A 12168-nucleotide genomic window follows, 5' to 3' on the forward strand; every position below is an offset into this window, starting at 1 on the left:
AGATAATTAAGAAGAAATTAAAAAAAACTTCTAAAAAAGATGAAAAAATTATATTTAATTAAACACCTTTTAAACTTGCTCTATAAATTCAAAGAAATAAGTTTTAGTGTAATATATTTCCTACAATGTACTAGTTTTTACTTAGTATAGCATTGTCATGAATTGTGTTACACTAACAAATAATAAGCTTTTCATAAATTAAATATATAGTCTTTCCTAAAAAGGCTTCATAACGGAAAGGAAGGGATTTGAACCCTTGATATATCTCTATATGCACGCTTTCCAAGCGTGTGCTTTAGACCTCTCAGCCACCTTTCCTATAATTAAATATAAATAAATGTTTTAAAATGAAAAGTATAAATCTTTTTTTAAACTAATACTATTTGACAAGTAGGATTAGTTTATTTCATTTATTAAATAGACTTAATTGTAATTATTAACTAAATCAACTAATTCATAAACATTTTCAAGTGGAGTATCTGGTATAATTCCATGGCCTAAATTAAATATAAATGGAGTACCTTTAAAAAAATCTAATATCTTCTTAGAATCTTTCAATGCTTTATTTTTATCATAAGCAAGCAAATAAGGATCAAGATTACCTTGTATAGGAATGGTAATGTTGTCTTTTATCCATTCTAAAGGAACACTATAATCTATGCTTACAGCAGAAATATTAGTTTTAGAGCAATATTCTTTATAGAGCACTCCAGATGATTTTGGAAAGCCTATTATAGGAAAATTCGGAAAATTTTTGTGTATAGTAGACACAATTTTTTTCGTTGGTTCTATAACATATTTATTAAATAGGAAGTCAGAAAGAACACCAGAATGACTATCAAAAATTTGGATTAAATCAATGCCATACTCTATTTGTTTAGTTAAGTATAGTATAGTAGCTTCAGTAATAATATCTATAATTTTGTCTAGAGTAGAAGGATCAGAATAACACATTTTTTTTATTCTAGAAAATTTTGTGCTAGTAGCCCCTTCTATCATATAAGAAGCTACTGTCCATGGTCCACCTGCAAATCCTATTAAAGATTTTTCATAATGTAATTGTTCTCTTATTTTTTTTATAGATAGAAATATAGGCATTAGTTTAGTTGAAATGATATTAAGATCTTCCAATTCTTTATAACTAGAAATTGGAGTAATTTTAGGACCAACACCATGCAGAAAACTGACATTACATCCTAAAGCATCTGGTACAACTAATATGTCAGAAAATATTATGGCTGCATCTATATTAAATCTTTTAATAGGTTGTAACGTAAGTTCAATTACAGATTCCTGATTATAACATAAACTCATAAAACTGTCTGATTTTCTTTTTACACTATGGTATTCTGGGAGATATCTTCCAGCTTGACGCATTAACCATATTGGTACTTTTTTTGTCTTCAGTTTATTTATTGTTCTGACTAGATTTTGTGTGCTTTCATTACTCATATAAACATTTTTATATATAAAATATACTTATGATTATAAGCATAACACTAACTGTTCATTAGTCTATTTCTATAAAATAGATATTGTTGATAAATATGTGAATAATTTGACTATATATCTGATTATCAAGGATATTATATGTGTATAAATAAGAAAATTGTTGTCTTAGTAAATCTGTTTTAAATAGTTTATCGTTGCCAAATTGCTGTGCATAAGTAACTTGATATGTGTTAATAGTTTGTTAGTATTTGTATATAAACATTTTACTCACATGTTAGTACAATGTTATTTACATACTTATCAATTTAATTTGTAAATTGTGAAATATTTTATAATAGATAATTATTAGGATTTTACTTGGATAAAAATGAAAAATCATTATCTGTAATAGAAAAGATAATTTATAGTATAGTATCATTTTTTTTAAAGAAGAGTCACGCTATAAAGAATAATATAACGAGAGCCTTGGTGAATGATAGTACATTTTTCTTTGATAATAATATTTTTGATGCCTTGCAAAAGTTTCATGACTGCAGTGTGAAAGATATCATGAATCAACGTACAGAGATATGCGCAGTTAGTATTAACTCATGCAGGAGTAGTATATTAGAAAAAATAAAGAATAATAGTTATACAAAAATATTAATATACAGAAATGGTCTTGACAATATTATAGGGTTTTTCTACGTTAAAGATTTTATTTTAAAGAATGAATTGGATTTAAAAAGTATTATGAGAGATGTGATTTTTGTTCCTCAATCAATGAAAGTTACAAATCTTCTTTTGCAAATGAAATCAACAAAATCGCGTATAGCAATTGTACTTGACGAATATGGAGGTACTGACGGGTTGATTTCATTATCTGACCTTGTACAAGGAATTATTTATAACATAACTAACGTAGATAAATTACATATAGAGAATACTTTTATTGAAGTATCTAAAAATAAATTTGAAATATCAGCAAGAACTTTAATAAAAGAATTAGAAAATATGTTAAAAGTAAAGCTATGTAAAGTTGAAGAGGATTACGTAACAGTTGGAGGTTTAGTCTATTCTATTATTAATAGAATACCATTAATAAATGAAATAATTGAGTATAAATATGGTATAAAATTTATTGTAAAAGATGTTGATGAACGTTGTATATACAAAATAATAGTAGACTTGAGTGAATATAAAATAAATAGTTAGCTTTTTACCAAGGAATGATTACATAAATTTAGATTGTAACATTTATTAATCTTTACTGCTTTTTTGACTTTTTTATTGCTATATGAAGCACCTATGTTGTTTTAGCATACCAATTTAATATCTGCACAATAATGTATCATTAAACGATCTATACTCGATTTTTTTATTAACATTTCTTTACCTTCACCTATGATTACTTTTATTTTAGCTTCTTTATTAAAAAGTGAAGTACTTATAGATTGTTATATACAGTTTCTATTGTTTTTTAATTTCTAAAACTCAATAAAGCAACCTAAAAAATAAATAAATTTATAGAAATCAGCATTTCTAAATATAAAATCATTAGTTATATAAAAAAACTTAATTAGCTATATAACAAAGCCATTACGAATTTGAAATAGACCTGTTGACTTATGTATCACTATATGTTAAAATTAAGTGGGTCTATTCTATACGTAAAAAGTGAAGTTAAATTTCCCGAGCGATAATCTCTAGTCTAGGGAATTACCTCTGTTAGTTGAATAGCAATTAATATGTGATGCCCACCTTAACTTACAGGTCTCAGGAATCTACTAGGACTGACGATAGTTATGGATCCATATTCTATAGTTAGGTTGAAGATGTTTCATCGTGTGTTCAATAAACAAGATTTTATTTCTTGTGCTGCATATGAAATATTTCAAGTAGTAATTGACGTTGAAAGTTACCCTGAGTTCATTCCGTGGTGTAAAGCAATATACGTAGAAAAAAAATGTGAAAGTTTTATGGTTGTAGATCTATTAGCAAAATTTTATGGACTTGAAGACCAATACACTTCATTAATAAATTTTTCTTCACCAACTCAGGAAAAAAATGGATGGATAAAAATAGTTTCATCAAATGGAGTATTTAAACATATGTATAATAAATGGGAATTTATTTCATTAGATAAAAATAGTACAGTAGTAAAATTTTATATAGAATTTGAGTTTCATTCCCGCTTATTTTATGTAATGTTTAATTCTGTATTTAAATATGTAGAAAAAAAGATTATTACTGCATTTAAAAATAGAGCTAGAGAGTTAAAGTTATCTTGACGTAGTATCAATTATAGACACATAATTAGTTGAATATATTAAAATTTATAGTTGTGTTTTGCAGGTTGCTGTTTTTACTTGTATTTACTTTAATAAGCGCTGCCTCTTATTCTAATCAACAACATTTAAACAATGAACAAGAGTTCCTTATCTCTTTATTACAAGATGATAAATTTATAGGTAATATAAATGCACCTATAATTATGGTAGAATATGCTTCTTTATCTTGTTATCACTGCTCTCTTTTTCATAAAAATGTTTTTCCTAAACTAAAGGAATTATACATAGATACAGGAAAAATGTTATATATATTTCGTCATTTTCCTTTAGATTATTTGGCGCTTAAAGCAGCAATGTTGAGTCATTGCTATGAAAAACAAGAAGATTATTTTGCTTTTAATAAAGCTGTATTTTATTCAATAGATCTTTGGAACTACAATGCAAGTGATCTTACTATATTAGAAAATATTACTAAAGTTAGTAATATGAGTAAGTTAACATTTAACCAATGCATTGATAATGAGAAAAATATGAATAAAATAATTGAAATAAAATCAATTGCTATAGAAAAACTTAGTGTATCAGCTACTCCAGTATTTTTCATAAAACATAACACTAAGCAAGGACATAATAAAGATAAAAATATAAAACATGAAGGATACCATAAGATAGAATACTTCATAAAAATAATAGATAACTTATATAAAAAAGCTACAATTAAATAATCCTTAAATGTAGCTTCAATTATAATCAGCTTTTTTTATTATCAAATTGATTTTTCATTATTACTTGTTGCTTTTTACGTTCAAATTCTCTTTTTTTGTTATGCCAAGTATAATAATACATAGCAATCTTATTTTCAATAAGTATTATTGTGCCATCAAAGAATTGGACCATATCCATAGATTTCTTCTGAGCCTCAAAAAGACGCTCTTTATATTTTTCACGATAAGCAGGATCAGTTAATAATGCATCCCCTGAATCCTTAGTTCTCTTGGAAACTTTACTATCTACAACTTCACCACCAATATAAGACATAACACCCTCCAATGTTAATTAGGAAAATACTGTATAAATAATACACACTGATTTTCAATTTTTAATTAATTAACTAGTATAATAATAAATATTAAATATATAGCAAACTTTGTTTATAAAATCTATAAAAAAAATTTAGACTCTAGAGATAAAAAAATATAAATTCAATTTCCTTAAATTTCTATATACTCATAAAACTAATATAAATATATTACATTGTATAGAGACATTAATAAACAATTCTTTTATATAAGGAATTTATTTACAAAAGAACATGCAAGTATAGAAGAAAAGTATTTTTTTCAGGAAAAACAGCATATACAAATTAAACCTGAAGAAGGGAAATTATTAAAAATGTTAATTATAATGAATAAAATTACAAATATCGTAGAAATTGGTACGTTATATGGATATTCATCAATCTGGATGGCTGAAGCTATGCAAAAAGATGGGCATATATATACGATAGAAAATTGCCATGAACATTTTGAAATAGCACAAAAGAATTTTACTAATTTCAACTTAGATAATAGAATCACTTTAATAAAAGGTAATGCATTAGAAAAATTGAATGAATTATCAAAAAATGCGCCATTTGATATGGTGTTTATTGATGCAGATAAAGAAAATTATCCTAATTATCTTGACTGGGGGGAGCAATTCATAAAAAAAGGCGGATTGATTGTTGCACATAATACTTTACTATTTGATACAGTATTTTTGGAATATCCTCCAAAAGGAGTATCAAAGCGATCTTGGAATGCTATGAGAAATTTTAATAATAGATTATCAAATCAAGAAAAATTTTGTTCTTTGCTAGTTCCAACCGAAGAAGGAATAACTATTTCTTTAAAGATTGTCTAAAAATGTTTTAATAATTTTGTTTGATAGGTAGAAAAAAATCTATAAAATTTAAAAGAGAATATGCAGGCAAAAAGTCTGTAAATCTGGTCAGGTCAGAAATGAAGCAGCCATATCAGAATATTTTGGGTTGTATATTCTCTCTATTTTCTATTTCTTTTTTTTGTGAATATAGCACTTAAATATAGGCCTGTACATTTTAGAGATTTAGTAGGGCAGGATGTATTAGCGCGTGTCCTCGAAAATGCATTTGGTTCGAATAGAATTCCACAGTCCATTTTACTTTTTGGTAATAGTGGAGTTGGCAAGACTACTACTGCTAGAATAATAGCCTTATGCTTGAATTGCATATTAGGTCCAACTTTTGATCCTTGTGGATCGTGCGAAAATTGTTCTGCAATAAAAGATTCAAGGCATCCTGATGTAATAGAAATCGATGCTGCAAGCCACACTAGTGTAGAGGATATAAAAGCTATTCTAGGAGATTTATGCTATGTGCCAATGAGTTCTAAGTTCAAAGTTTATATAATAGATGAAGTTCAAATGCTATCAAGTAGTGCTTTTAATGCTTTGTTAAAGACTATTGAGGAGCCTCCACCTGCTGTGAAATTTATATTTGCAACAACTGAAATAAAAAAGATACCACAAACAGTAATTGCTCGTTGTTTTAGATTTAATTTGCATAATATACCAATTTCTAAGATAGAAAAGCGTTTAGAGCACATTGCACTTCTTGAAGGTTATAATTTTGAATTCGAAGGGCTAAGATTAATTGCTTCTAATTCAAATAATTCAATGCGTAATGCTTTGTTTTTGATGAATCAAGTCATGTTATACAGTAAAGAAAGTAAAATATCTTATATGAGTGTAACAACTGTACTTGGTTTGACTGGTATGGATTCAATATTTAAATTATTAGGATCAATATTAGATGGTGACCCAAAAAAAACTATATCTATCTTTAATGAAGAAATTAATAAGAATGATCCACTTGAAATTATAAAACACTTATTAAAAACTATCCATCTAGTGTGTCGTTTTATTATTATGAAGAGAATTGATGATATTGTAATTGCTTGTGAAGCAAGCGAGGTTAAAGATCTAAGTAAAAAACAATCTATTGTCTTCTTTATAAGATTATGGGAATTATTACTAAAAGGTATTCAGGATATTAAAAGTTCAGTATGTAGCAAAACAGCTTTAGAGATGTTGCTAATTAAACTTTGTTACCTAACAGATTTACCTTCTCCAGAAGAAGTTATAAAAAAAATACTTGTGAAAGACAAAAAACAGGAAGTGAATTACGATTTTGATAACATTAAAGAGTTATTAAAGCGAGATAATCAAATTTATCTTTACAGTCAGGTATCTAATAATGTAGAATTAATAAAGTGTATGCCTGGAAGTTTGAGATTAAGAGCTATATCTAAGTTAAGTGATGACTTTTCTGAAGGTCTAATTGGTTTTTTAGAAAAGGTGACTGGCCAGTTGTGGGAAGTTACTATTGAGTGTTCTAATCAAGTGATTAGTGACTCTCCTGAAGTAAATAGTATACTTAATGTCTTTAAAGGTGCAAAAGTAATTAATATTCAAAAAAAGGAGTAAGTTGTGGATTTTAATCAAATAATGAAGCAAATGCAAAGTAAAATGGAAGAATTTCAAAGTAAAGAATTTCTTGGTATTTCTGGTGGTGGTCAAGTTTCTGTGTTAGTTGTAGTTGAAAAGATAGGCAGTTATAGAGTAAAAAATATAGATACAAGTAAATTGCCAAATGATGAGGAAGAAGATGTTAGGAATGATTTAATTGTAGCAGCATTTAATTCTGCTATGAAAAAAGCTGAGGAAGAGATGGCTGGCAATATTGCAGGTATGATGTTACCTCCTGGTTTTAAGCTTCCTTTTTAAGAGCTATGCTCTTCCAAATATAATTCTTGCAATTTTACATTTCTCTAGTTAGAATAGGTTTCTTTATATATGAGGATTTTTAAATGGTTTCTCACACCTTGAAGGGTAATTTGTACTCTAAAGCTAATGGTTATAATATAGATGTAGAAATAGGCAAAAAAATAAAAGAGTTGAGGCTTACTCATGGAATGAGTCAAGATGACTTAGGAAAAAAGATAGGTATTACGTTTCAACAAATACAAAAGTATGAAAAAGGTGCTAATCGTATTTTGGTTAGTAGATTGTGCGAGTTAGCAAAAGTACTATCAGTAAGTATCATGTATTTTTTTCCTTCTCAAACTAAGCTAGATAAATCTAGTTCATTGCGTGAAGGTAATGTAAACTTTAATTACGACTATGATAGTCAAGATGCAGAGAGCAAAGAAGTTTTAGTTTTGGTTAGAGAATATAATAAAATTAAGGATAAAGAAGCACGTCGTGCTGTTTATTCACTGATAAAGTATTTATCTGGATTATAATATTTATTCGTTTTTATAATTAATAATTGTGTTTTATGTTGTAGTTACTGCTTGACTTGATTTTATTTTTACTTAGACTAAAAAATAAAGTTTAAAATTTACTTATTTTTAATTATTTTGAGGGCAAATTATGTATTATAAAAAATTTTTTTCTGCTGCTGCTTTAGCGACTTTACTTAGTCTATCACAGTCTGCTTTTTCAGATCCAGTAGGCGTTCTTGATGAAGATGAAGATGCTTACTATGTTCGTCTCCAATACAATGGTGATCTCTTTAACATTATGAATGAAAAAGAAGTTAAAGGTAAAGAAGATGTTTCTGGATTAAACAGTAATCCTGAAAGATCTGCTATTGGTTGGAGTAAGGATGGTGCTGCAGCTGCGGATTATAGACCAAAATATAAAAGTTCTTTACTGAACGGTTCTGTTGCTTTTGGTTATAATTTGGAAGGAATCAGAGTTGAGCTTGAAGGTCTTTATTCACATGTGGATTTAGACACTGCAGGTTATAAAAGTGGAAATGATGATGCACCTGACAATGCAAAGCATTTAGAGCTTGTACGTGATGTTAATGATTCAAAATCTAAAGGTTCTTCACCAGCTTTCTTCGATAGTAGTTCTGCTGGAAAAGTTATTTACGCTAATGGTATTGATAAGCTTGCATTTAAGATGGAAAACAAAGGTTTTACTAATATTGCAGGGATGATTAATGCATATTATGATGTAGATCTTGGTAGTGATACACCTTTAATTCCTTATGTTGGAGGTGGTGTTGGTGTAACGAGAGTGGAGTTTTTAGGTACAAAATCTTTTAAGCCTGCTTACCAAGGAAAAGCTGGTGTTAGCTATGCTTTTGATTCAGGGATAAAGGTTTTTGCTGGTGCTCGTTATTTCGGTATATTTGGTGATGAGTACAAGGAAGTTAAGCCAACCACAGAGTTAAAAAGAAGTGGTGGAAATACTAATTTCGTAGAGTCAACAACTGCAACTGTTAAACACAGTTTTGGTGTTTATGGTTTAGAAGCTGGGGTAATGTTTAGTTTCTAATTTTCTTGTTTGAGGAAGCTAGTTTTGTTCTAGCTTCCTTTTTTTATTTCAGCTCTAATAAATATTAATTAATTTTAATTTAAAAAATCTTTAATTTCCTCTACACTAAGTCCAGTTGTTTTTGCTATAACTTCAATTGGAATTTTTTCCTTAATTAAATTTTTTGCAATTGCAACTTTCTCTTCAATCTTACCTTTTTTATTACCAATTTTAATGCCTTTATCCCTCGCATCATCGAGTTTTTGGGCGAGAATGGCTTTTTCATCACGAATTCGTTTTATTTCTCTTTCATATGTTCTGAGTTCTATTGCTGACCAATTAAATCTATTTAATTCTTCATATTCCTTCTTTATTATAAGGTCACTACCTATAATTTTTTCAAGATCTTTTTCTGTAGTTTCTTCTGCGCATTTAAAAAAATAAACCCATTTCTCAATAATGCCTTCTAGCTGATTTTCTCTGTTTTTTCTGAATTTTGGCAGCTCTATGAAGTAAAACTAAAATCCTTGAGGTCATGTTCATTTGTAATTTTATCAAGCGTTATATGGTCAGATTTATAGGAAGTTTTGTTCGGAAATAAGATGAAATCCGCAATGGCAATGAAAATCACCTCCTTTAAATTATGGTAATTATCTCCCTTACTAGCTTGTTGAGAATAAGCTTTAGCAGCGTAATATTGAGCACGTTTCTCGAACCCTTTAGTCCTTGCAACCTGCATTTTCACTATGATCTGAACTCCATTTTGATCTTTACATAAAACATCAATAATACTCTGTTTTTTTGAAGCAATATCAGGATCTTGAACGGTACTCAAAAACTCCACGTCCATGATTTTATTCTCTTCCGAAAACTCTAAGATATCGTTCAAAAAATGAATTAGAATATCCTTGTTTTTCTCCGTGCCAAAAATCCTCTTGAATGCAACATCGTTCTTCGGATCTAGGAATTTTGTGAGTGTCATAGCTAAAATTTTAATAATATACTACTAAAGATAATTTTTCAATTTTTATTATTTTATACCTTATTATGAAGACGTCCTTTGGTTAAGGACGTCTCTTAGCTATTTTCCTTTTCTATCTTCGTGAAATATTTGTTCTACTTAATTGTTCAGTTTTAGCTTCATAAAGATTATGATTAATTTCTTCAGTAGTCTCTTGACTTGTACTTTTTAATTTTGAGTTACTCTGATTAAGTAGCTCCCTTATTTCATTTCTCACAGAATTTATCATTTCATTTTTCGCAGCATCTATATGCTCATGCATTTTTTGTTCTTGAAAGCCTGGAATTTTACTTTTATTTTTGTCAAACACGGTTTTTTTAAGTTCATCTAAATCTTCATACTTTAGTGGACAGCAAAAATCATCTTCAATATACTTTCTATCTTCCTCTACGTATTCATATTCTTCCTTTGTATTCTGTAACTTTTCTTTTTTGACGGTAAAGGATAACGATAATAAAAACGATCTTTAGAATTATGACTTGTAGAGAATGGTGAAAAACCATCACATTCTATTTCTAGCTTTCGAGTAGTTGTTATGTCTGGAGTAAGGGAAGGATATCTTTGTTTTAGTTCCTTATAAACTTCATTACTAAATCCACCAGTAATTTTTGAAATTAGTTCATCACAATCTTCATTTTTGATATGATCATTATCTTTAGGATCAAGAGATACTAACCTTGATATTAGTTTCACACACTCTTCTTTTTCACACTCTTCTTCTGAGTGAGAAGAAGTAACTGGCATATCTAATGACTTTAGCTTATAATATCCCTTGTCTTTACCATCTTCTTTGTAAATCTTAAAGTTATCAAATAGCTTTTTTGTATTCAATTTTATGGTTTTTTTGTCAGGTGTGGTGAGTTCTATGTCATACCCATATATAAATGGAGTTATATGAGATATAGCACTTTTAATGGGTCTAATTCTTTTTTTAGGGTTACCATGAGTGATAGCAGCTTCAGATATTAAATTTCCTAAATTTTCGTAATTTTTTTCATCATACACATTATATAATTGTAGATCACTATTGTTGCTAAAATGATCAATTATTCTGTCCACAATATCTGTTGCGAGATCGACACGACTTGTAGTATTTTTTTAATTATAGATTTGATCTTTTAAGCTGTACATTATATTACATAATCCTTTGCATAACTCTTCCGTAAAATTGTATTCAGATTTAAACCTGCAATCATCTTTTTCATAACCCATTATATAGTAATTTCCATTAAACAAATTTATAAAAGGCATTAATTTTTCGGTTTTTTTATCATGACGCCTTTTGCTTATGCTATTAATTTTTTCTGCTATTTGCGAAATTATTATTTTTCCTCCAGAATCTCCGATAGGTCCAGCAGCTTTAGCACCTTCAGTACCAACCGCTGCATAAGCAACTCCTTTAGTAATCAATCCTCCAACAGCACTACCTGCTGGTTCCATCAATTCTCTTACTTTTTTTACAGTTTGCCTTTCATTAAACTCTGCTGCTCCAATATGCTCATTATAATATTCATTTAACTTCTCTTTTAATTTTTGCACACAAGAGTCTGCAAAGAGAAAAAGTTTTTGAAATCGTTTATCTTGATCTAACGTATCTGGCATATAAAACCCCCAAAATTATATATAAAAGCCTCATGTTATAAATATGTCACAATTATATTAAAAAATAATTAATACTTGTAGATCTTACATATTCTCAACTAAATCAACCTTTTTCTACCTAGATACTGCTTTTTCTCAAATCTACACTGTACGCCATTCATAAATAAGTTTTTAAATAGGCTTTAGTTATGAATACAGTAGTATTGTCAAAACTTTTACGAATCTGTTGTATATAGATAAAAATGATTAAAGTTAAAACTATAAATGCTGAGTGATATTTGGATTTTATTTATGTTAACTATGCTTGAAACTATATTAGGTATAGATAACCTAATTTTTATTTCGCTTGTAATAGATAAAGTGCAAAGGAATTTGAAAAATAAAATCCGTATTTTAGGCTTAAGTTTAGCTCTTTTTATGAGATTTTTAATACTATTTTGTGTATATTTTATACTGTCTAGCAAAAAGCATATATTT

Annotated in this window: 14 protein-coding genes, 1 tRNA gene, 2 other RNA genes and 1 pseudogene; 11 read left to right on the forward strand and 7 right to left on the reverse strand. The window is 28.2% G+C overall.

What is annotated here, in order from left to right; translation table 11 throughout:
- Positions 1–233 precede the first annotated feature (233 nt).
- Positions 234–318 (reverse strand) — tRNA-Ser (locus V6U76_RS02265).
- 105 nt (positions 319–423) lie between these two features.
- Entirely contained in the window at positions 424–1452 is a 1029-nt protein-coding gene (hemE, locus tag V6U76_RS02270; protein WP_333023400.1) for a uroporphyrinogen decarboxylase, read from the reverse strand.
- Between the two features lie 357 nt (positions 1453–1809).
- Between hemE and V6U76_RS02275 the strand changes: the two genes are divergently transcribed.
- The 4 genes from V6U76_RS02275 to V6U76_RS02290 all read left to right on the forward strand — a co-directional run bounded on the left by V6U76_RS02275 (position 1810) and on the right by V6U76_RS02290 (position 4447).
- Positions 1810–2646: a transporter associated domain-containing protein gene (locus V6U76_RS02275; protein ID WP_333023402.1), complete on the forward strand. Its 837-nt coding sequence runs from the start codon at positions 1810–1812 to the stop codon at positions 2644–2646.
- 438 nt (positions 2647–3084) lie between these two features.
- Positions 3085–3247: non-coding RNA, 6S RNA (gene ssrS / locus V6U76_RS02280), on the forward strand.
- A 19-nt stretch (positions 3248–3266) separates the two neighbouring features.
- Positions 3267–3722 carry a type II toxin-antitoxin system RatA family toxin gene (locus V6U76_RS02285; protein ID WP_333023403.1) on the forward strand — a complete coding sequence of 152 codons (456 nt, stop codon included), beginning with the start codon at positions 3267–3269 and terminating at the stop codon, positions 3720–3722.
- A gap of 29 nt (positions 3723–3751) precedes the next feature.
- Positions 3752–4447 carry a thioredoxin domain-containing protein gene (locus V6U76_RS02290; protein ID WP_408647409.1) on the forward strand — a complete coding sequence of 232 codons (696 nt, stop codon included), beginning with the start codon at positions 3752–3754 and terminating at the stop codon, positions 4445–4447.
- 25 nt (positions 4448–4472) lie between these two features.
- On the opposite strand, the gene V6U76_RS02295 is transcribed toward V6U76_RS02290, so the two are convergent.
- The gene (locus tag V6U76_RS02295; RefSeq protein WP_333023404.1) at positions 4473–4760 is read right to left on the reverse strand and encodes a DUF2671 domain-containing protein; all 288 of its coding nucleotides are present in this window, start codon (positions 4758–4760) and stop codon (positions 4473–4475) included.
- 216 nt (positions 4761–4976) lie between these two features.
- Here V6U76_RS02295 and V6U76_RS02300 point away from each other — a divergent pair, with 216 nt between their 5' ends.
- The 6 genes from V6U76_RS02300 to V6U76_RS02325 all read left to right on the forward strand — a co-directional run bounded on the left by V6U76_RS02300 (position 4977) and on the right by V6U76_RS02325 (position 9089).
- Positions 4977–5624 (forward strand): O-methyltransferase, encoded by a 648-nt coding sequence (locus tag V6U76_RS02300; RefSeq protein WP_333023406.1) that lies wholly within the window; start codon positions 4977–4979, stop codon positions 5622–5624.
- A gap of 51 nt (positions 5625–5675) precedes the next feature.
- Positions 5676–5771: signal recognition particle sRNA small type (gene ffs, locus V6U76_RS02305), an RNA gene on the forward strand.
- A 15-nt stretch (positions 5772–5786) separates the two neighbouring features.
- Positions 5787–7226, forward strand: coding sequence for a DNA polymerase III subunit gamma/tau (gene dnaX / locus V6U76_RS02310; protein ID WP_333023407.1), 1440 nt, complete (start codon positions 5787–5789; stop codon positions 7224–7226).
- A gap of 3 nt (positions 7227–7229) precedes the next feature.
- Positions 7230–7526: a YbaB/EbfC family nucleoid-associated protein gene (locus V6U76_RS02315; protein ID WP_408647410.1), complete on the forward strand. Its 297-nt coding sequence runs from the start codon at positions 7230–7232 to the stop codon at positions 7524–7526.
- A gap of 83 nt (positions 7527–7609) precedes the next feature.
- Positions 7610–8044, forward strand: coding sequence for a helix-turn-helix domain-containing protein (locus tag V6U76_RS02320; protein ID WP_333023408.1), 435 nt, complete (start codon positions 7610–7612; stop codon positions 8042–8044).
- A gap of 130 nt (positions 8045–8174) precedes the next feature.
- Positions 8175–9089 carry a P44/Msp2 family outer membrane protein gene (locus V6U76_RS02325; protein ID WP_333023409.1) on the forward strand — a complete coding sequence of 305 codons (915 nt, stop codon included), beginning with the start codon at positions 8175–8177 and terminating at the stop codon, positions 9087–9089.
- Positions 9090–9163: 74 nt separating this feature from the next.
- Here the strand turns inward: V6U76_RS02325 and V6U76_RS02330 are convergent.
- From V6U76_RS02330 to V6U76_RS02345, 4 genes and pseudogenes are all read right to left on the reverse strand, one after another.
- A pseudogene (locus V6U76_RS02330) lies at positions 9164–10050 on the reverse strand (Rpn family recombination-promoting nuclease/putative transposase).
- Positions 10051–10162: 112 nt separating this feature from the next.
- Complete coding sequence (locus V6U76_RS02335) at positions 10163–10399, reverse strand: hypothetical protein (protein WP_333023410.1); 237 nt, start codon at positions 10397–10399, stop codon at positions 10163–10165.
- 77 nt (positions 10400–10476) lie between these two features.
- Entirely contained in the window at positions 10477–11148 is a 672-nt protein-coding gene (locus tag V6U76_RS02340; RefSeq protein ID WP_333023411.1) for a hypothetical protein, read from the reverse strand.
- 39 nt (positions 11149–11187) lie between these two features.
- The gene (locus tag V6U76_RS02345; RefSeq protein ID WP_333023412.1) at positions 11188–11691 is read right to left on the reverse strand and encodes a hypothetical protein; all 504 of its coding nucleotides are present in this window, start codon (positions 11689–11691) and stop codon (positions 11188–11190) included.
- A 264-nt stretch (positions 11692–11955) separates the two neighbouring features.
- Here V6U76_RS02345 and V6U76_RS02350 point away from each other — a divergent pair.
- Positions 11956–12168: TerC family protein (locus V6U76_RS02350; RefSeq protein ID WP_408647411.1), on the forward strand; the 213-nt coding region annotated here is incomplete at its 3' end.

This window comes from Wolbachia endosymbiont of Pentidionis agamae (assembly GCF_036711655.1).
Lineage (GTDB): Bacteria > Pseudomonadota > Alphaproteobacteria > Rickettsiales > Anaplasmataceae > JAZHPY01.